This window comes from Tsukamurella serpentis, assembly GCF_054780975.1.
The window spans coordinates 961,392-980,478 of the sequence record NZ_BAAGVH010000002.1 but is presented as its reverse complement, the minus strand read 5'-3'; the positions used below and the strand labels follow the sequence as shown (position 1 = coordinate 980,478).

General features: G+C 69.0%; 17 protein-coding genes. 2 read left to right on the top strand and 15 right to left on the bottom strand.

From position 1 onward, the window contains the following. Positions 1 to 20: 20 nt before the first annotated feature. From ACYVHG_RS07120 to rfbB, 10 genes are all read right to left on the bottom strand, one after another. Positions 21 to 1,106: an MlaD family protein gene (locus ACYVHG_RS07120; RefSeq protein WP_461166699.1), complete on the bottom strand. Its 1,086-nt coding sequence runs from the start codon at positions 1,104 to 1,106 to the stop codon at positions 21 to 23. Further along, a complete protein-coding gene (locus ACYVHG_RS07115; RefSeq protein ID WP_461166698.1) occupies positions 1,103 to 2,122 on the bottom strand; it encodes an MlaD family protein in 1,020 nt (339 codons plus the stop codon). Before ACYVHG_RS07115 ends, ACYVHG_RS07120 begins: the two co-directional genes overlap by 4 nt. After that, on the bottom strand, positions 2,122 to 3,240 hold the full coding sequence (locus tag ACYVHG_RS07110; protein ID WP_461166697.1) for an MlaD family protein: 1,119 nt from the start codon (positions 3,238 to 3,240) through the stop codon (positions 2,122 to 2,124). The genes ACYVHG_RS07115 and ACYVHG_RS07110 overlap by 1 nt, the downstream gene beginning before the upstream one ends. Beyond that, complete coding sequence (locus ACYVHG_RS07105; RefSeq protein WP_461166947.1) at positions 3,210 to 4,202, bottom strand: MlaD family protein; 993 nt, start codon at positions 4,200 to 4,202, stop codon at positions 3,210 to 3,212. The genes ACYVHG_RS07110 and ACYVHG_RS07105 overlap by 31 nt, the downstream gene beginning before the upstream one ends. After that, positions 4,199 to 5,197: an MlaD family protein gene (locus ACYVHG_RS07100; protein WP_461166696.1), complete on the bottom strand. Its 999-nt coding sequence runs from the start codon at positions 5,195 to 5,197 to the stop codon at positions 4,199 to 4,201. Before ACYVHG_RS07100 ends, ACYVHG_RS07105 begins: the two co-directional genes overlap by 4 nt. Then, entirely contained in the window at positions 5,197 to 6,219 is a 1,023-nt protein-coding gene (locus ACYVHG_RS07095) for an MlaD family protein (protein ID WP_461166946.1), read from the bottom strand. Before ACYVHG_RS07095 ends, ACYVHG_RS07100 begins: the two co-directional genes overlap by 1 nt. 19 nt (positions 6,220 to 6,238) lie before the next feature. Further along, positions 6,239 to 7,114 carry an ABC transporter permease gene (locus ACYVHG_RS07090; RefSeq protein WP_461166695.1) on the bottom strand — a complete coding sequence of 292 codons (876 nt, stop codon included), beginning with the start codon at positions 7,112 to 7,114 and terminating at the stop codon, positions 6,239 to 6,241. After that, the gene (locus tag ACYVHG_RS07085; RefSeq protein WP_461166694.1) at positions 7,114 to 7,932 is read right to left on the bottom strand and encodes an MlaE family ABC transporter permease; all 819 of its coding nucleotides are present in this window, start codon (positions 7,930 to 7,932) and stop codon (positions 7,114 to 7,116) included. The genes ACYVHG_RS07090 and ACYVHG_RS07085 overlap by 1 nt, the downstream gene beginning before the upstream one ends. A gap of 127 nt (positions 7,933 to 8,059) precedes the next feature. Beyond that, the gene (gene kstR, locus ACYVHG_RS07080) at positions 8,060 to 8,695 is read right to left on the bottom strand and encodes a cholesterol catabolism transcriptional regulator KstR (RefSeq protein WP_461166693.1); all 636 of its coding nucleotides are present in this window, start codon (positions 8,693 to 8,695) and stop codon (positions 8,060 to 8,062) included. Between the two features lie 146 nt (positions 8,696 to 8,841). Beyond that, a complete protein-coding gene (rfbB, locus tag ACYVHG_RS07075) occupies positions 8,842 to 9,843 on the bottom strand; it encodes a dTDP-glucose 4,6-dehydratase (RefSeq protein ID WP_461166692.1) in 1,002 nt (333 codons plus the stop codon). A gap of 44 nt (positions 9,844 to 9,887) precedes the next feature. Here rfbB and rfbA point away from each other — a divergent pair, with 44 nt between their 5' ends. Together rfbA and rfbC are read left to right on the top strand one after the other, a co-directional pair. Continuing rightward, a complete protein-coding gene (gene rfbA, locus ACYVHG_RS07070; RefSeq protein WP_461166691.1) occupies positions 9,888 to 10,757 on the top strand; it encodes a glucose-1-phosphate thymidylyltransferase RfbA in 870 nt (289 codons plus the stop codon). After that, positions 10,754 to 11,326, top strand: coding sequence for a dTDP-4-dehydrorhamnose 3,5-epimerase (gene rfbC / locus ACYVHG_RS07065; RefSeq protein ID WP_461166690.1), 573 nt, complete (start codon positions 10,754 to 10,756; stop codon positions 11,324 to 11,326). Before rfbA ends, rfbC begins: the two co-directional genes overlap by 4 nt. A 61-nt stretch (positions 11,327 to 11,387) precedes the next feature. Here the strand turns inward: rfbC and ACYVHG_RS07060 are convergent, their stop codons facing one another. The 5 genes from ACYVHG_RS07060 to ACYVHG_RS07040 all read right to left on the bottom strand — a co-directional run bounded on the left by ACYVHG_RS07060 (position 11,388) and on the right by ACYVHG_RS07040 (position 19,055). Then, positions 11,388 to 12,686, bottom strand: a complete 1,299-nt coding sequence (locus ACYVHG_RS07060) for an RNA polymerase sigma factor (RefSeq protein WP_461166689.1) — start codon at positions 12,684 to 12,686, stop codon at positions 11,388 to 11,390. 31 nt (positions 12,687 to 12,717) lie between these two features. Continuing rightward, positions 12,718 to 13,071 carry a YciI family protein gene (locus ACYVHG_RS07055; protein ID WP_461166688.1) on the bottom strand — a complete coding sequence of 118 codons (354 nt, stop codon included), beginning with the start codon at positions 13,069 to 13,071 and terminating at the stop codon, positions 12,718 to 12,720. 154 nt (positions 13,072 to 13,225) lie between these two features. Beyond that, a complete protein-coding gene (locus ACYVHG_RS07050) occupies positions 13,226 to 14,602 on the bottom strand; it encodes a M1 family metallopeptidase (protein WP_461166687.1) in 1,377 nt (458 codons plus the stop codon). Positions 14,603 to 14,658: 56 nt separating this feature from the next. Next, a complete protein-coding gene (locus tag ACYVHG_RS07045) occupies positions 14,659 to 15,147 on the bottom strand; it encodes a GNAT family N-acetyltransferase (RefSeq protein WP_461166686.1) in 489 nt (162 codons plus the stop codon). After that, positions 15,147 to 19,055: a Pls/PosA family non-ribosomal peptide synthetase gene (locus ACYVHG_RS07040; RefSeq protein ID WP_461166945.1), complete on the bottom strand. Its 3,909-nt coding sequence runs from the start codon at positions 19,053 to 19,055 to the stop codon at positions 15,147 to 15,149. Before ACYVHG_RS07040 ends, ACYVHG_RS07045 begins: the two co-directional genes overlap by 1 nt. Positions 19,056 to 19,087 lie beyond the last annotated feature (32 nt).

The following is a 19,087-nucleotide window of genomic DNA, read 5'->3' as shown; positions in this document are numbered from 1 at the left end:
GTTCTCCTTCGGTCTGCGCGTCAGCGCGGTACGGCGGTGGAGCTCGACGGTGCTCCGGCGGCTCCGCTCGGCGCGGTGGCCGGACGGGACGACGGAGGAGCCGAACGCGTGGGCGCAGCGGCCGATGGCGCCGCTGAGGGACGCGGCGGCGCACCGGATTCGGGTGCGAGCCGCATCGTGACACCGCCGTTGCGGCTGCGCACCGCGGTCAGTGCGGTATCGAGCAACTGGCCGGCGTCGATCGTCGACAACGGCGCGGCGATCGCCCGTACCGAGGGCAGGACCAGCTCGGAGAGGTACTGCACGCTGGGGGCGGAGTCGTCCTCGAATTTCTGGATCACCTTGAACAGCTCCAGGACACCGTCCTTGATCACGTCCGGGTAGTTCGCCTCCTTGATGTAGAGCACGGTGGCCGGGGCCATTTCGCCGTAGCCCCAGCCGAAGGTCCGCAGCGGCCGGTCCAGGCTCAGCAGCAGCGCGCCCACATCGCTCGCGCGGGGGGTGATGGAGTTGAACGAGCCCAGCAGATCCCCGATGTCGGGCAGCTGTCGCAGGATCGAGGTGGCCGCCAGTACCGCACCCGAATCGATGGTGACCGGCGTCTGCTCATCCCGGGGGAGGGCCTCGTCGGCCTGCTTGAGCAGCCGCTGCACCACCGACGGGTCCAACTGCTTCATCAAACGGGACAGCGAACTCGACAGCGCGCCCACTGTGGAGTCGGCGGTATCGACGATCCCGGCCAGGCGTGCGCCGTCGCGCAGCGGCTCACCGTCGCCCTTCTCGATGGTCAGGTAGGTTTCGCCGAGGCCGGAGAGGTTCTGCACCCGGACCTTCGCATCGGAGGTGATCGTGGTGTTGGGGGAGTAACCGATCTCGATCTCCACCCGCTGCGCATCGGTGCTCAGTGAGCGGACGGTACCGACCTCGACACCCCGGTCGAGTACCCGCGAGCCCTCCATCAGCCCGTTCGCATCGGTGAGCGCGATGAACGCGGTGCGTTCACCGGACGGGCCGAGCCAGCGCACGCCCTGTTGCCCGAGCAGCAGCATCGGGATCACGACCAGAGCGATCAGTCCCAGAGTGGAGGCGATCGTCGAGCGGCTCATCGTGCACCTCCGATCAGTCGCAGCACCTTGATCGCCCCCTCGGAGAGGTCCTGTCCCTGAGGGTCGGTGACCGAATCGACCTTCACAGTGGGCTTCTTCAAGAACGGGACCAGATTCTTGTTCACCAGGATCGATCCGCCGTGGATCGCACTGCCGAGCGCCACCATGTCGGCGGTGAGCAACTCGAACAGGTCGGAGGACGAGTTCATCAGCGGGATCAGCCAGGACCCCTGCTGCAGCATCCCGCCCACCGCGGGCAGCAGGACGCCGATGTTCGACATCAGCTTGCCCTGGTTCTTCCAGTACTTCATGTTGTGCGGGCTCAGGGTGAACCTGAAGTTGGCTTCCTGCTTGGCGATCCGGTCCGCCATCGAGGTCGCCGAGTCCAGCAGCCGGTTGACCTCCGCGGTGGCCGAGCCCAGCCCGGTCACGTCCCGGCTGAGCTGCTGGGAGAGCTTGTCGAACTGCGGGCGGTCCTTCGGCAGGGCGGTGTTGAGCCGGGTGATGGTGCGGCTGACGTCCTGCACCGAGCCGCTGCCGAAGTAGTCGGCGAGGATGGTCAGCGTGCTCTCCACCGAGCGCGGCGGACTGGTCTGGGTCAGTGGCAGGGTCGCGCCGGCGCGGAGCGGCGCGCCGCTTCCGGAGGTGCCCTCGGGCATCTCGAGCCGCACGTACGCCTCACCGAGCAGGGTGTCCTGCAGCACCGAGGCGTGGATCTCCGAGGGCAGCGTGGTCGCCCGATCCACGCGTGCGGTCACCGTCGCCGCCTGTTCACCGAGCTCGACGGCCTTGACCCGGCCCACGGTCAGTCCGCCGAGAGCCAGGCGGGAGCCGATCGGGAGGTTGAGCACGTCGGCGAACTGCATCTTGATGTCGTACTGATCGGATCCGCCGAGCGGATTGCGCATGTCCATGTTCGCCGGGCTGACCGAACAGCCCGCGAGCACGACGGTGGCGCCGGCCGCGAGTACGCTCGCGGCCCGGCGGGGGAGCCATCCGGCGATCGGGCGCTTCATCATCGGCCTCCTGGTCCGAGCGGCAACGCGAGCAGGTCGACGGTGGCTGCCTGCGCCGCGCCGGCGACCACCGCGCAACTTCCCGGGGCCTGCGCATTGATCCGGGCGCACAGCCCCGCCGGGTCCGCGGTGGCGACGGTGGTCACAGGTACCCCGGACACCGACGTCGGTGGAGCACCGCCGCCGCGCGGGAGGTACGGCGCGACCATCGAGCCGAACACCGGCAGCACCCGGGCCAGCTCGGGGGTGGACCGCACTCCGGTCGCCGCGAGGCGGACCGCGTCGGCGGCCGCCACACCGCCCGGCCGCAGGATGTGCCCGTAGCGGCGCATGATGTCGTCGCCGGCCAGGAAGAACGTCGGCAGGGTCTCGTAGATGTCCTTCACCGCAAGGAAGGTGACGCTGCCGTACTGGTCGAGGACGTTACCCACGTGCCGCAGAACCAGCATCAGCTCGCCCCATTGCGCATCGAAGTCCTGCATCATCGGCCGGATGTTGGAGACCACCGTCGTCACATCGCCGAGGAAGCCGGCGGGATCGCTGAGCAGTGTGGACAGATTGTTCAGCGAGCGGGACGCGCGCGGCGGCACGGACGGCCCCACCTGGGTGTCGAGTGTGGTGAGCAGCTTGCCCAGATCGGCGGAGGCGCCGCCCTCGGTCACCGAGTTCACCAGCTCGGTGGCGGCGGCGGTCGTCTCCGAGATCGACTTCGGGGTGGCGGTCCGGTCCCGGCTGATGCAGTTCCCGGAGCTGAGCGTGGGCCCGGACGAGTAGTTGCCCACCAGCTCCAGCGTGCGATCGGCGAGGATCGAGGTGCTGCGGGTGACCGCCTTCACCGATGCGGGCAGGGTGCGGCCGGCGACCTCGAAGGTGACCTTCACCCCGTCGCCACTGGGCTCGACCTTGCGCACCGAGCCGATCTTGACGCCCATCTGAGTGACGTCGTTGTCCGGGTACAGGCCGATCCCGTCGGCCAGGTACGCGCACTGCGTGGACGCGGCCGCGGCACCGCCCACGGCCGGTGGCAGAGCCGGCGCGATCACCGCGGCCGCGAGCGCGAGCATCGAGATCCTCGTGGGGCGGCGCATCAGCAGCTCGCCGTCGCCGTCGGGAAGCACAGGCCACTGGCCAGAACCGTGTTCGCGGGCATGGGCTTTCCCTTCTTCTCCAGTGATGCCTGCATCGCCCCGATCGCCTTCTGCAGTTCGGCGATCATGGCCGGGATGGTCACGTTCGCCGTGCTGAGAGCGGCCTCGAGCTTGGCGAAGGTGGCACCGACCGGCTCGCGGTACTTCCAATACAGTTCGAGGAAGGGCTTGATCTTCCCGAACATTCCGGCCAGGCCCACGTACGCGACGCCGAAGTTCGCGGCGGTCTGATCCAGCGTGACGATGGTCAGTGAGGCCTTGCGGATCATGGTCATGATCGCCTCGCGCTGCTGGTTGAAATCGGCGGCGTACTGGGTGCTGATGTTGACGATCCGGCCCACCTGATCGCGCTGCTCGGTGAGCTGCCCGATGAGGGAGTTCACACCCTTGACCACGTTGTCGATCGAGCCAGGGTTGGCATCGAGCCCGGTGCTGAGTGCCTTGATGGACGAGGCCAGTTGGGTCCGGTCGATCGGGGTGATCTTCTCCGGGGCGTCCTGCAGCAGGTCACCGATGGTGTACGGCAGGCTCACCCGGGCACGGGGGATCTGCTTGTCCCCGAGCGGGGCCCGGCCCGCTGAGTTCACCGCCACATAGAACCCGCCGGCCACGGTGAGCATGCGCACCGCCACCGAGGCCTGATCTCCGACGAAGACCGAGTCGTCGATCCGGGCGGTCACCTTCACCTGCTCCTTCTCCAGATCCACAGAGGAGATCGATCCGATCCGCACACCCGACGCGCGGACCTCCACACCGGGTTTGAGCAGAGCGGCGTCCTGGGTGACGAAGGTCAGTTCCTTCTGCCCCGGAGGACGCATGTACAGGTAGGTCAGTCCCGCGGTGATCAGTAGTGCGACCGCCACTGCGAGTGCACCCAGTTTGGTGCTGCGGGAGATCAGTGTGCGCCACGGCGGACGTCCGGTGAAGATCATTTCAGGCACACCGTCACATTCGTTCCGCCGAGCAGGACGTTCGTCGAATTCGGCAGCTGCGCATCACCCTGGGTGCACGTCTTGGGGGGCGCGCCCAGCAGGGCGGCGACGCCGGTGAACAGACCCGGCAGTTTGCTCATCGCCTCGACCGCGGCACCCGGATCCTTGATCGCGGTGAACATCAGCTTCTCCACGTCGAGATCCTTGGACAGCCCCATGGCGGAGAGCACTCGGTTTGTGGCGGCGCCGAAACCGGGACCGTAGACGGCGGTCCGGGTGAACTCGTCGATGTTCTGTTGAACCTTGGTCAGGAGCAGGTCGAAGTTCAAGATGAACTCAACCACCTGTGGGGAGTAGCCGTTGATCATGTTCGCCACCCGGGTGACGTTGTCGACCAGTGTCTTGATCACCGCCTGACGGTCCGCGACGTTCGCGGTGATCCTGTCGATCGCGCCGAAGGTCTGCGTCGCGGTGGTGTCGTCACCCTGCAGCAGTCCCAACAGGTTCCGGGTCAGTTCGTTGACGTCCTCGGGGCTGAGGGTGCGCAGCACCGGGGCGAGTCCGTTGAACAGAGTGGTGATGTCGAACGAGGGGGTGGTGCGAGCGAGGGGGACAGATCCGGTCGGGGTGCCGCCCGCGGACGTGCCCGGTTCGATCTCGATGAAGCGCTCACCGGTGAGGTTGCGGTACTTGACCGCCAGCCGGGTGGTGGAGGTGACCCGGTGCTCGTTCTGCGCGGTGAACCCGACCACCGCCACGTTGCCGCCGTCGCCGCCGCGGACTCCGACGGAGGTGACCTTGCCGATCAGCACGCCGCGCAGTCGCACGTCGCTCCCCACTCGCAGACCGGAGGCATCGGAGAGGGAGGCCTCGTACTCGCGGGTCTCGCCGCTCGCCGGATTGCGCAGCGCGGCGAAGATGCCGGAGGCGATGACCACGGTGATCAGCAGGGCGATGGCCAGCGTGATCGTGGCGCGGGTGTTCTTGCCGCGCATCAGCGTCCTCCCTCGATGACCGACGCCGCGGCCGGGAAGCGATCGACGATGACGTTCATGCGCAACGCATTGCCTTCCGGAAGGGAGATGAAGGAGCTGTTGAGGCCGTTGATCAACGGGACCACCTGACGCGGGATGCTGACGGTGCGCATCACCTTGGTGGTGCTGTCCATGACCACCCGCAGCAGAACGGTCCCGGGCTTGAACTCGGCCTCGTGCGAGCCGAACATGTCCGCCAGCGGGGTGAAGAAGCCGGTGCCGAGCAGGGTGGTGGTGGCGTCGATCCGCTCGTAGTTGTTGACCGTGTAGTCGAACGAACCGGCAGCCGTTCCGCCGTGGATCTGCGGAACGAACCAGCCGTCGAACGCCGCCTCCACGAGGCCGGGGGCGCCGTCGAGTGTGGTCCGCACAGTACGCAGGGTGGTCCCGATCGGCACCTTCACCGACTTCGCGTTCTGCTGCTCGACCGAGAACGCCACCTGCAGGAGCGGAGTGATGGCCTGGGTGTACTCGGTGGCCCGCTTGGTGACGTCGATCAGTCTCGGGGTGATCACCCCGGAGACCGAGACCGCGCTGCGGGTGAGTAGGTCGGAGATGGTGTCATTGCTGGACTTCGGGCGCAGGGTGGCGCCGGAGCGCAGCGCACTGCCGCCGGACTGGGGGAGCAGCGCCATCTCGGTGACGCCGAAGTAGTTGCCCGGCTGGTAGCGCACCGCGAGCGCGTCGGTGAGACCGTTGATGCCGCCCTGCTCGAGCCGCACGGAGACCTTGGCCTGGCCGGCCCGCGGGATCTGCACGGCCTCGACCTCACCGACCGGTACGCCCCGCAGGGTTACCCGGGTCCCGGCCTTGACACCCGGCCCGACGTCGGTGGATTCGACGGTGACGGCGAGCCGGTCGTCGTCGGCGGGCAGGCGGCTGGAGATCAGGCCGGCGAGTACCGCCACCAGGATCACCGCGACCGTGGCGGCACCGACGAGGAAGAAGATGCGCTGTTGGCGTTGTGGTGTGCCGCCGAGCATTTCGTACACGTGGGCCCCCTTATCCCTTGAAGATGATGGTGGGAGTGACGCCCCACATCACGACGGTCAGGATGAAGTCCAGCGTGAGCACCGTGACCAGGCTGGCGCGGACCGCGCGGCCACTGGCCAGGCCCACACCCTCCGGACCGCCCTTGGCGAAGTAGCCGTAGTAGCAGTGGATGATGGTGACGGCGGCGCAGAAGACCACGGCCTTGACGGTGGACAGTGCGATGTCACCGGGGCTGAGGAACTGCTCGAAGTAGTGGTTGTAGGTGCCCTCCGCCTGGCCGTGGAAGACCACCACGATCAGTTTGCAGGTGAGAAAGGCCAGCAGCAGGGTCAGCAGGTAGGCGGGGATCACCACGATGATGCCGGCGATCAGCCGGGTGCTGACCACGTACGGGATGGAACGGATGCCGAGCGCCTCGACCGCGTCGATCTCCTCCGCGATCCGCATCGAGCCGATCTGCGCGGTCATCCGGCAACCGGCCTGGGCGGCGAAGCCGATGCCGGCGGAGATCGGGATCATCTCGCGGATGTTCGCCAGGCCGCCGATCACACCGGTCAACGGCCCGAAGCCGATCAGGTTCAGCCCGGCGTAGGCCTCGATCGCCACCGCGGCACCGCTCGCGGCACCGAGGATGACCATCATGACCACCACGCCACCGTCGACGATGACCGACCGGCGGCCCCAGGCGAGCGTCTTGAGCACCCGGGAGGTTTCGCCGCCGTACTTCAGGACGGCCAGCGGCACCAGGTAGATCGACTGCGCGACGAAGACGACGGCCTCGCCGATGCGGGCGATCAGGCTCGCGGGCGGCGAGTTGAGTGCCCTGCCGCTGCTGCGGCGCGGCGGCTGCTGCCGGCTCTGCGGGGCGGGTGCGGTCGTGGTCATCACGCCACCTGACTCGGGAAGAACATGGTCTGCACCTGGGTCAGGCCCAGGAAGGACAGGAAGATCAGCGTGATCGAGAGCACCACCGACGAGTTCACGCCGTCGGCGACGCCGCGCGGGCCGCCGCTGGCCTCCAGGCCGCGCAGCCCGGCGACCAACCCGACGATCATGGCCCCGGTCTCGGCTTTGAGCACCGCGAAGGCGAGGTCCGCCGGTGCGGAGAAGGCTCCGAAGGACGACCAGAAGCCACCCGAACTGAGCCCGAACTGCCACACCGAGATGGTCAGCGCGACGACCATGGCCACCGCCACGATCGCGACCAGCAGCATCGGGGCGATGATCATCAGCGCCAGCATCCGGGGCACGATCAGCCGGGCGATCGGATCGACGCCCATGACCTGCATGGCCTGAAGTTCTTCGCGGACGGTGCGCGAGCCGAGGTCGGCGGCGATCGCCGAGGCGCAGACTCCGCCCAGCAGCACGCCGGTGGCCAGAGGTGCGCCCTGCCGGATGATCCCGATGCCGCTCGCCGCGCCGACCAGTGAGTTCGCGCCGACGGTGTCGACCAGGGCGCCGACCTGGACCGAGACCACCGCGCCGAACGGGATCGCGACCAGGATCGCCGGGAGGGTGGTCACCCGCAGCAGGGTGACCGCCTGCGTGACGGTCTCGCCGACGGCGAAGTTGCGGTGCACGATGCCGCGGACAGTCCACATGATGATCTGCCCGGCGAGCAGGACCGAACGGCCGATCGTCGACAGGCTCTTGGTGAAGACAGCGACCAACCGGTACAGCCGGTAGAGCGCTGCGGCCCTCATGCCGCGCCTCCGAACGTGACCATCGGTGTCCTCTCGCTGAAATTCAGCAGGAGCGTATCAACTACCGAGGCAAACTAGTACGTGTTTCAGTTTTTGGCCCGAAGACCAGCTGTGAACTGGGAGGTTCTCAGTCCTTAATCAGAAGGTCAACGGCCACCGAGAGGCGTTTCTGCACCTCGGTCGCCGACGCCCGGTGTGTGACCCATGCCACAAGATTGGCCATCCACACATCGGCGATGAGGTGGAACGTGTCGCGCTGCCGGTCGTCCGGTTCGGTGATCCCGAGCGCGTGCGCGAACATCCCCTCCAGCAGGCGGCCCACTCGCTCGACCTCCGCCGCGGCGGTGGCGTCGGCGAACATGAAGGCCCGGACCATCGCCTCGGTGAGCAACGGAGCGCGCTGCAGGGCCTCGGTGTTGCGGTCGAGGACGAACATCAGCCGCTGTGCGGCGGTGTCACCCGGGATGGGTGTCTTGCCGATCCGCTCACCGGCGCGCTCGAACTGGCTGACCATGCCGGCCACCAGCAGGTGCACCTTGGACGGGAAGTACCGGTACAGGGTGCCCAGGGCCACGTCGGCCTTCTTCGCCACGGCGCGCATCTGCACGGCCTCGTACCCGCCCTTGCGGGCAAGCGCCAGCGTCGCGTCGATGATGCGCTTACGACGCTCCCGCTGTCCTGCGGTGTCGAGTTCCTCGCGGGACGTCGCGGCCGGAGCGGGGGCGGCCGGAGCGGGAGCGGCGGGAGTGCCTTCGGGCGGCATGGATGGTCACCTCGTGGTCGTCTACTGCAGGGCGGCTCGGTTCTCGGCCGCCGTGGATGTCGAACAATTGAAACAGGTTTTCGTACCGGACCTGTACGTTCCGCGAAGCATCGGGCGAAGATCACACTCCGCCGCGGACGAGGAACCTAGCCGCGGTTCTCCCGACACGCGTAACCGGCCTCGACTCCCGCCTTCGACGGTTCCCACCACGAACGGTTGTCCCGGTACCACTGCACCGTCCCCGCAAGACCCGACGCCAGATCCGGATGCGAGGGCTCCCATCCCAGCTCACGGCGCAGTTTCGAGGAGTCGATCGCGTATCTCAGATCGTGGCCGGCGCGGTCGGGGACGGAGTCGAAATCGTCCGCCGGGCGGCCCATCGTCTCCAGGATCATCGCCAGGACGTCCCGGTTGGAGCGCTCACCGTCGGCGCCGATCAGGTAGGTCTGGCCGAGCGTGCCCCGGTCCAGGATCGCCCACACCGCGTCGTTGTGATCGTCGACGTGGATCCAGTCCCGCACGTTCGCGCCGGCGCCGTACAACTTGGGGCGCTCACCAGTGAGGATGTTGGTGATCTGCCGGGGAATGAACTTCTCCACGTGCTGGTACGGGCCGTAGTTGTTGGAGCAGTTCGAGATCGTGGCCCGCACCCCGAAGCTGCGCACCCAGGCCCGCACCAGGTGATCCGATGACGCCTTCGAGGCCGAGTACGGACTGGACGGGCGGTACGGGGTGTCCTCGGTGAACCGCTCTGGCGTGTCCAGCGGCAGATCGCCGAAGACCTCGTCGGTGGAGATGTGGTGCAACCGCACGTCGTGCCGGCGCACCGCGTCGAGCAGGACCGCCGTGCCTCGGATATTGGTGTCCAGGAACGGCCACGGATCGCTCAGCGAGTTATCGTTGTGGGTGTCCGCGGCGAAGTTCACCACCGCGTCGCTGCCCGCGACCACCTCGTCGACCAGTGCCGGGTCCGCGATCGAGCCCTTGACGAAGTCGATCCGGTCGCGCAGGCCGTCGAGCGAGGACTCGTTCGCGGCGTAGGTCAGTGCGTCGAGCACGGTGATCCGAACGTCCGGGCGGGTCTCGGCGGTGCGCCGGACGAAGTTCGCACCGATGAAGCCGGCGCCGCCGGTGACCACGATGTGCATGTGCATACCGTAACGTGCCCGGGTTGTGCGGCTAGGGTGAGCACATGCGAGGGATCATCCTGGCCGGGGGCACGGGCAGCAGACTCCACCCGATCACCGTCGGCGTGAGCAAGCAATTGCTCCCGGTCTACGACAAGCCGATGATCTACTACCCGCTGTCCACCCTGATGCTCGCCGGTATCCGTGAGATCCTGGTGGTGACCACGCCCGGCGACGCGGACCAGTTCCGGCGGCTGCTCGGTGACGGATCGCAGTTCGGGGTCTCGATCGAGTACGTGGTGCAGCCCCGCCCCGAGGGCCTGGCGCAGGCCTTCGTCCTCGGCGCGGACTTCATCGGCGACGAGACGGTCTCGCTCATCCTGGGCGACAACATCTTCTACGGTCAGGGGCTTGGAACGCAGTTGCGCCGGTTCGACGGAATCGACGGCGGCGCGGTCTTCGCGTACCGGGTCGCCGACCCCCGCGCGTACGGGGTCATCGAGTTCGACGATGCCGGGCGCGCCGTCGGTTTCGAGGAGAAGCCGGAGCGCCCCCGTTCGCCGTACGCGGTACCGGGCCTGTACTTCTACGATCCGTCGGTGGTCGAGGTCGCGCGGAACCTCAAGCCGTCCGCGCGTGGCGAACTCGAGATCACCGACGTCAATCGGCACTACCTGAACGAGGCGCGCTTGACCGTCGAGGTGCTGCCGCGCGGCACCGCCTGGCTCGACACCGGAACCTTCGACGCCCTCGCCGACGCCACCGGTTACGTGCGGGCCGTGGAGCAGCGGCAGGGCACCAAGATCGGGGCGCCCGAGGAGGTGGCGTGGCGGTGCGGCTTCATCGACGATGCGCAACTGCGCGCGCACGCCGACCGGTTGGTCAAGTCCGGTTACGGCACCTACCTGCACGGACTTCTCGAGGAGGGGCGGTGAACGTCGCGCCGCTGCCCGTCGCCGGCGCCTTCGTCCTGGACCCGCGGGTCTTCCCCGACGAGCGCGGCGAGTTCTTCGAGTTGTTCAAGGCCTCGGCCTTCCGTGAGGCCACCGGCCGTGACCTCGTCGTGGCGCAGACCAACGTCTCGGTGAGCCGGCGCGGCGCGATCCGCGGCATCCACTACGCGGACGTGCCACCGGGGCAGGCGAAGCTGGTGGCCTGCCTGCACGGTGCGGTGCTCGATGTGATCGTGGACCTCCGCGTCGGATCGCCCACCTTCGGCGCGGTGGAAACGGTGCACCTGGACGCCGAAGGGCACCGCACGGTCTACCTCGCAGAGGGGCTCGGACACGGTTTCTGCGCCTTGACCGACGACGCCGTCGTCGCCTATCACGTGTCCTCCGAGTACAACCCGTCCGCCGAACACGGCGTTGACCCGCTGGACCCGGACCTGAACATCGCCTGGCCCCGCGAGGTTCCGCCGATCCTGTCCGAGAAGGACACGGGGGCACCGTCGCTCGCCGAGGCGCTCGCTGCGGGCGCCCTGCCCGTCTGGCAGGGGCCGTGAAGACCGGTGCCTGACGACCGGCACCTGACGACCGGTGCGGGATGCGCACCGGCGCGGCGCCTCACCCGGTTCGGTTCTCCGTGGCCCTGCCCAGGAGCAGTGCGCGTTCGCCCGCGTTGCGGGTGCGGCGCGCGGCCTCGTCGAACTGCTCCGCCGATTCCGCATGCCGTCCGGCACGCTCCAGGAGGTCGCCACGGACGCTCGGTATGAGCGGAGCGTCGCCGAGCGTCGCCGGATCCACGGCGTCGAGCACCGTCAGACCCGCCCCGGGGCCGAACGCCCGGCCGTGCGCCACAGCCCGATTGACCTCGACGACCGGGCCGGGAGCCGCCTGGGCGAGGGCGTCGTACAGGCGGGCGATACGTGTCCAATCGGTGTCGGCGGGCGTCGCCGCGCGTGCGTGCTGTGCGGCGATCGCGGCCTGCAGGTAGTACCTGCCCACCGGTATCCCGCGGGCGGCGAGGTCCTCGGCCCGGCCGAGCGCGGCCAGTCCCCGCCGGATCAGGAGGCGGTCCCAGCGGTCCCGGTCCTGCTGGTCGAGCAGTACCGGAGCACCGTCGGCGCCGGTGCGGGCGTCGATGCGGGAGCCCTGCAGTTCGACGAGGGCCTGCAGTCCGTGGGCCTCGGGCTCGTCGGGCGCGAGCTCGGCGAGCATGCGAGCGAGCCGGATGCCCTCGCGGGCCAGATCCGGCCGCATCCAGTGGTCGCCCGCTGCGGCGGAGTAGCCCTCGGTGAAGATCAGGTAGATCACGGCCATCACATCGTCGAGCCGGCGCGCCCGGTCCTCCCCGACGGGTAGCTCGAACTCGGCGCGGGAGGTGGTGAGGGTCTTCTTCGCGCGGGAGATGCGCTGGCCCATCGTCTTCTCCGGGACCAGGAAGCCGCGGGCGATCTCGGCGGTGGTGAGCCCGCCGACCACGCGCAGCGTGAGGGCAGCCCGGGATTCGGCGGTGAGCGCCGGGTGGCAGGACAGGAAGATCAGGCGCAGCGCGTCGTCCTCGATGAAGTCGACCTGCGCGTCGAGGTCGGGCATACCGTCGTCCTCCCGCAGGCCGCGGCCGATCTCCTCGGTCTTGCGGCGCAGGGTCTCGGCGCGGCGGATCGAGTCGACGCCGCGGCGCTTCGCGGTGGTCATGAGCCACGCGGCCGGGTTGTTCGGGACTCCCGTCTCCGGCCACTGTTCCAGCGCGGCGACCAGTGCGTCCTGCGCAAGGTCCTCCGCGAGCTGGATGCTGCGGGTCATGCGGGTGAGCGCGCCGACGAGGCGCGTGGATTCGGCCCGCCAGGTGGCGGTGATCGCTTCGGCTGATTTCGACCCGCTCGCTCCGTTCCCGGCGTCGGCGGTGGTCCCGGCTGGCACTCGACCAGCGTAGGACCACCGCCGAGGCGTGTCAGGCGTCCGGCGTCTCGGGGCCTTCCGAGATCTGACGCAGGGTGGCGACCATGGAGACCTCCGGCCAGTGTTCGGCGTGCAGTTCGGCGAACTCCGCCTGCCCGGCGACGGCCTCCTCGACGGTGTCGTACTGCAGCAGGGCCCAGCCGCCGACGATCTCCTTGGACTCGGCGTACGGGCCGTCGACCCGGGTGACCTCGCCCTTGCGGACGACGAAGTTGACGGCGTCCTCGGTGCCGTACAGACCGCCGCCGTCGAGGAAGTGGCCCTTCGCCGCCTGTTCCGCGATGTGGACGTCCATCGCGTCGAAGAGCGCCTGGGGCGGCGTTCCGACCTCGGGGCCCTCTGCCATCCGTACGAATCCCATGAAACGAGGCATATCGATCAGTCCTTCATCTGTGTGGTGGTGAGCGTGTCTCGTACAGACGTCGAACGGGACGACCCCGTTTCGACATCCTCCCCACGACGAGTTTCCACCGCCTCGCAGACGGGCGAGCAGGATCGGATCAGGAGAGGGTGAGCACCGGCAGTGGGGGCAGCGCCGTCTCGTAGAGCCAGGTGCGCCACAGCTCGCGCAGCGGGACCGGGCTGTACTTCGCGGCGAGGGTGATGAAGTCCTCGGTGGTCACCGACTGGTGTGCGTACTCCGCGGTCCACTCGCGGAGCAGCGAGAAGAACGCGGCGTCCCCGATCGCGGCGCGCAGCGCGTGCACGGTGAGTGCGCCGCGCTTGTAGACGCGGTCGTCGAACATCAGATCCGGACCGGGATCACCGATCACGATGTCCGTCGGGGAGGCGGCCAGTTTCGCGTAGTACCGGGTGGCCATCTGCTGGGTGGTGGCCTCGTCGCACTCCTGCGACCACAGCCACTCCGAGTAGCAGGCGAACCCCTCGTGGAGCCAGATGTCCTTCCAGCGGGTGAGGGTCAGCGAATTGCCGAACCACTGGTGCGCGAGCTCGTGTGCCACCAACCGCTCGGCGTCGCGGGTGCCGTCGCAGTGGTTCGCTCCGAACGTCGACACACCCTGCGCCTCGACCGGGATCTCCAGGGTGTCATCGGTGATCACCACCGTGTACTGCGGGAACGGGTACGGGCCGAACCACTCCGTGAACGCCCGCATGATCCGCTCCTGGTTGCGGAAACTGCGCTCGAAGCCGGCGCTCAACCGCGGCGGCAGGGCCGCCTTGATCGGCACCGGCTTATCGGCGACCTTGATCAGGTCGTAGTTGCCGATCTGGATCGTCGCCAGGTACGAGGCCATCGGGGCTGCCTGCTCGTAGACCCACGTGGTGTGCGCGGCGGCCACCTTGCGGGAGACCAGCACACCGTTGGACACCACCCGGTACGGCGAATCGGTGGTGATGGAGATGCGGTACGAGGCCTTCGAGGCGGGATGGTCGTCGCACGGGAACCACGACGGTGCACCGCTCGGCTGCGATGCCACGATCACGCCCTCGGTCAGTTCCTCCCAGCCGACCTCACCCCAGGTGGAACGGATCGGGCGGGGCGTGCCGGCGTAGCGCACGGAGACGGTCATCGCTCCGCCGGCCGGCACCTCGCTCGCGAGGGTCAGTTCGAGCTTGTCGCCGCGCTGCAGATAGCGCTGCGGGCGGCGGCCGTTGATCGTGATCTTCGAGGCGGTGAGCGCGCGGGAGAGGTCCAGCGAGAACCGTTTGAGCGGCTCGGACGCGGTCGCGGTGATCTCGGCCCTACCGGTCAGCCGGTTGCTGTGGACCTTGTACTCGAGGTCCAGATCGTAGCGCGAGACACGGTAGCCGGGGTTGCCGTGACCGGGCACGTACCTGTCGACGGCGCGGGCGTGCTGCGGATTCGGTGCGGCAATGAGCTTCGGCTTCGCCGATTTGCGCACCACGGATCGCACTTCCTTTCGCCTGGGGTAGGTATGTCACCATACCGGCGCTCGCGGGTGATCGCCGGTCAGGGCGCGGGTTTGCGGAGCGTCACCGTGGCCGGGCCACCGTCGGGATCGGGGACCGGGTCGGAGGCGGCGTACCCGGCACGCCGGTAGGTGCGGATGTTGCGCTCACTCCCCGCGCCGGTGAACATGACGAACTCGCGCGTGCCCTTCGGCGCGAGCGTCTCCATCAGCGTGATCAGCTCGGAGCCGAGTCCGCGCCCGGCGAGATCGGGGGCCACCATGACCCGACCGATGTGCCAGCGGCCGCCGGGCTCCGCGCGGCCCCGTACCGCCCCGATCAGCCGGCCGTCCAGGCGCATCACGAAGGTGGCCCAGTGCGCCGCCCAGGCGAGGATGTCGTCATGGGTCTCGGTCAGCGGAGCGATCGCCAGGCTGTTGTTGGCCAGCGCCTCCGAGACCCAGCAGCAGCGCTGCAGGACCAGCAGTTCGGCCACGTCGTGCGGCTCGAACGGGGTGACCGAGAGACCGTCGTTCTGGGAACCCGTCATCAGTCGCGCTTGCGCTTGCCCTGGTTGAACACCCACGGCGAGATCGGATTGCCCTGCCACTTGGTGTTGGCGGGCACCGAGTCCCCCCGCATCACCAGCGACGCCGGGCCGACGGTGGCACCGTCGCCCACCGACGCCGCAGGAAGCGCCACGCAGTGCGGGCCCAACGTGGCACCCCGGCCGAGTTCGACGGTGTCCATCGCCATGATCCGGTCGTGGAACAGGTGCGTCTGCACCACGCAGCCGCGCGAGACCGTTGCGGCGTCGCCCAGGGTGACCAGATCGGCCTCCGGCAGCCAGTAGGTCTCACACCACACGCCGCGACCGATCTTCGCTCCCAGCATCCGCAGCCACAGGTTCAGGATCGGAGTGCCGGTGGCGGCGTGCGCGAACCACGGCGCGGCCACGCACTCGACGAAGGCGTCGGAAAGCTCGTTGCGCCACACGAAGGAGCTCCACAGCGGATGCTCCTCACGTCCTATCCGCCCCACCACCAGCCACTTCGCCGCCGCCGCGAGGCAGCACGCGCAGGCGCCGGCCACCAGGAGGGTGGCGCCGGAGAGCAGCGCCGCGAGCCACCAGCCCACATTGATCACGAAGTAGTTCAGTGCCACCAGTACGCCCAGTCCCAGCCCGAAGCTGACGAAGACCGCCAGTAGACGCGCGGTCTCGACGGCGCCGCGGGCCACCCGCAGACCCATCGACGGGTTGTAGGTGAACGTGGAATCGGTGTTGCCGGCGGTGCGGCGCAGGCGCACCGGCGGGCTACCCAGCCAGGAACTGCCACTCTTGGCCTTCGACGGGGTGGCGCTGAGCACCGCGACCAGACCGTCCTTCGGGACGCGGCGGCCGGGCCCCGTCATCCCCGAGTTGCCGAGGAACGCACGTTTGCCGATCTTCGCTTCGTCGATGCGCATCCAGCCGCCGCCGAGCTCGTAACTGCCGACCATGGTGTCGTCGGCGAGGAAGGAACCGTCGCCGATGCTGGCGAACTTCGGGATGACCATCGCGGTGGAGATCTCGGCGTCCTTACCGACCTTGGCGCCGAGCAGGCGGAACCAGATGGGCGTGAGCAACGAGGCGTACAGCGGGAACAAGAAGGTGCGGGCGGCGTCCATCAGGCGCTCGGTGGCCCACACCTGCCAGCCGACGCGGCTGCGGACCGCGTGGTACCCGGACCGCAGGCCGATCGCCAGCAGCCGCACCGCGATCAGCGTCAGCAGCGCGTACACCGTCAGCGAGACGATGACCGCGATCGGCAGCGCCGGCAGCGCCCGGAGGGTCGCTTCCTCGAGATTGGTCGCATCGCGCACGATCCAGCCGATCAAGGCCAGCCCGGCGGCGATCGCGACCATCGGCAGGCCCGCCAGCAGCACCGAACTCACGCCGTAGATCCACACCCAGTGCGGCTTGCGCGGCGGGCGGTCAGCGGGCCACGGGTGCTCGGCCTTGCCGATCTTCTCCGCGGGCGAACCGGCCCAGTGCTGCTTGGCCTTGACCTTGCCGAAGACCGCCGAACCCGGTCCCACTTCGGCGCGGCGCCCGATCTTCGCACCCGGGAGCAGCGTCGAACGGGCCCCGATGGAGGCCTCCTCACCGATGCTGATGGCGCCGATGTGCAGCTCGTCGCCGTCGAGGTAGTGCCCGGCGAGATCGACCTCGGGCTCGACCGAGGAATGATCGCCCAACTCCAGCATGCCGGTCACCGGCGGCAACGAGTGCAGGTCCACACCGCGGCCGATCTTCGCGCCCAGACCGCGGGCGTAGTAGATCATCCACGGTGCACCGGAGAGGTTCTCGGCGCCGGAGGCGGCGGTGAAGCGTTCAGCGATCCACAGTCGCAGGTGTTCGGGGCCGCCGCGACGGTAGACGCCGGGTTCGATACCGCCGAGCAGCAACCGGCAGGCGATCACCGACATCGTCATCCGGCCGATCGGGGTGATGAACACGATGAACAGCACCAGCACCAGCCACCAGTTCAGGGTGGGCAGCAGTTCCGAGCCGGAGGCCGCGGCGAAGACGTTGTTGGCGATAGCCATCCAGGTCAGCCACTGCAGACCGGTCAGCGTGGTCAGCGGCACCGAGAGCAGGATCTGCGCCAGCCCCGTGGTCCACGGCGTGGGCCGCACATGCCGCGGCTCGGCGACCTCGGCCGGACGCAGCGAATCCAGATGAGCAGCCAGCGAGCCGAGCCGGGGATGGTCGTACAGATCGGCGACGGTGACCGACGGGTACTGCTCGCGCAGTGCCGTGACCAGCTGCGCGGCGCTCAGGGAGCCGCCGCCCTCGGCGAAGAAGTCGGCGTCCTCGGTGGTGATCGAGGCACCGAGGATCCCGGACCAGCGTTCGGCGACCCACGCGGCGGTGCCGGCGAGATCACCGGTATCGGCGTCGTCGGCGCCGGGGAGCGGCCACGGCAGCGCATTGCGGTCGACCTTGCCGGAGGTGCGGGTGGGCAACTCGTCGACCAGGGCCAGGCGCGGCACCAGCGCCGCCGGCAATTGCTCGGCGAGTAGGTCACGGGCCGCTTTCAGATCGAAGTCCGGCGACGTCGAGGCCAGGTAGCCGACCAGCATGGACGTGCCCGCGGAGTTCTTGCGCACCGCGGCCGCGGCACCGGAGACGCCCGGCAGGTTCTGCAGCGCGTTGTCGACCTCGCCCAGCTCGATCCGCCGTCCGCCCACCTTGACCTGATCGTCGGCACGCCCCTCGAACAGCAGTCCCTCGAGTTCCAGGCGGACCAGATCGCCCGAGCGGTAGGCGCGCTCCCAGCCCAGGGTGGGCATCGGCGCGTACTTCTCGGCGTCCTTCGCCGGATCGAGGTAGCGGGCCAGGCCCACCCCGCCGATCACCAGTTCACCCGATTCACCGACCGCCACCGGCAGCTCCGTCGCCGGATCCACCACGGCCAGATCCCAGCCCTGCAGCGGCAGGCCGATCCGGACCGGGCCACGACCGTCGAGCGGTGCGGCGCAGGCGACGACGGTGGCCTCGGTCGGGCCGTAGGTGTTCCACACCTCGCGGCCGTCCACGGCGAGCCGCTGCGCGAGCTCCGGCGGGCAGGCCTCGCCGCCGAAGATCAGCAGCCGGACCGCTTCGAGGGCCTCGGCAGGCCACATGGCGGCCAGTGTGGGCACCGTCGAGACCACCGAGATGTCCCGGGAGACCAGCCACGGACCGAGGTCCATGCCGGAGCGGACCAGCGAGCGCGGCGCCGGGACCAGGGCGGCGCCGTGCCGCCACGCCAGCCACATCTCCTCGCAGGAGGCGTCGAAGGCCACCGACAGTCCGGCCAGCACCCGGTCACCGGGGCGCAGTGGCTCGGCCTGCAGGAACAGGCGAGCCTCGGCGTCGACGAAGGCCGCGGCGTTGCGGTGGGTGACGGCCACACCCTTCGGGGTGCCGGTGGAACCGGAGGTGAAGATGATCCAGGCGTCGTCGTCCGGGGTGGGCAGCCGGTTTCCGGGTTCGGCGGAGCCGGCCTCGATCGCCGCGGCGCGAGCCTTGGTCTGCGGGGCGCGCCACAGCCCGTCGCCGGTAAAGATCGCCGCGGCCTGGGCCTCGCCGAACACCAGGTCGGCGCGTTCCTGCGGGTCATCGGCATCGACCGGGACGTATGCGGCGCCTGCGGCCAGCGTCGACAGGATCGCGACGTACAGCGATCGCTGTCCGGACGGCATCCGCACCCCCACCCGGTCGCCGGCCCGGACGCCGCTGCGGCCGAGGAACTCGGCGCCTTCGAGCACCTCGTCCCACAGTTCGGAGTAGGTGAGCACCGATTCGCCGTCGTCGATCGCGGGGACCTCGGGTTGGGCATCGACGGTGGCCCGGAGGATGTCGATGAGGGTGCGCGGCTCGGGGGCCTGCGCCGAGAGCAGGTACTGCAGGGGGATCTCGTTCGGGACCACGATGGCCGACTTCCTCCGGTTCACTGCGACGG